This window comes from Aminobacter sp. P4_D5, assembly GCF_056401815.1.
The window spans coordinates 1-711 of record NZ_JBFUIP010000716.1 but is presented as its reverse complement, the minus strand read 5'-3'; the positions used below and the strand labels follow the sequence as shown (position 1 = coordinate 711).

Annotated in this window: 1 protein-coding gene; it reads right to left on the bottom strand. The window is 69.2% G+C overall.

Annotated features, from left to right (window positions below; genetic code table 11):
* Positions 1 to 12: 12 nt before the first annotated feature.
* Positions 13 to 711, bottom strand: a 699-nt coding sequence (locus tag AC1DWF_RS34530; protein WP_476842983.1) for a phytanoyl-CoA dioxygenase family protein, incomplete at its 5' end; no start/stop codon positions are given.

Sequence of the window (711 nt, the reverse complement as noted above, 5' to 3'; positions counted from 1 at the left end):
CCCGCTTCGGGTTCAGTGAACCAGCTTCATCTCCGGGATGGACTCGCTGGCAACCCAGAACCGGCCGATGCTGTCGGCATGGGTCGCCACCGCGGCCGCATCGGCCTCGGCCTGGGGGCGCGCCTCCAGGTCGAAATGGTTGTAGCGGTTCTCGCCGCGCACCAGCGTCGCCGAGAGCCGCGTCGGCCCCACATGCTTCACCCGCGCGGGGATGTAGCTGATCCCCAGTCCGATCCGGTCATGCCTGGAACGGTTCGGTGCGGAGGCGTGCAGCACCAGCGTGTCGTGCAGCGAGAACTGGCCTGGCTGCAGCGGGATCGGCACCGCCGCGCGCTCCTCGATGTCGACCGTCACGCTCTGCCCGCGCGAGAGCATCATCCGCGGATCCTTGCGGTCGGCATGCGGCAGCTGCCCGTGCTTGTGCGAGCCCGGCAGGATGGTGACGCAGCCGCTCTCCTCCGTGCTCGGCGTCAGCGCGACCCAGGCGGTGACGTGCTCGTGCGGCGCCAGCCCGAAATAGGTGGCATCCTGGTGCCAGGGCACGAAGCCCTCGGTTCCCGCCGGCTTCCACCAGAGGGTGGTGTGGAAGATGAGGATGTCCGGGCCGATCACATCCTCCACCGCGTCTAGGATGGCTGGATGCCGCACGAGGTCGGCCGCCCAGGGGAAGAGGAGATAGGGCTTCACCCGCGTCGAGGGCTGGCGGATGCC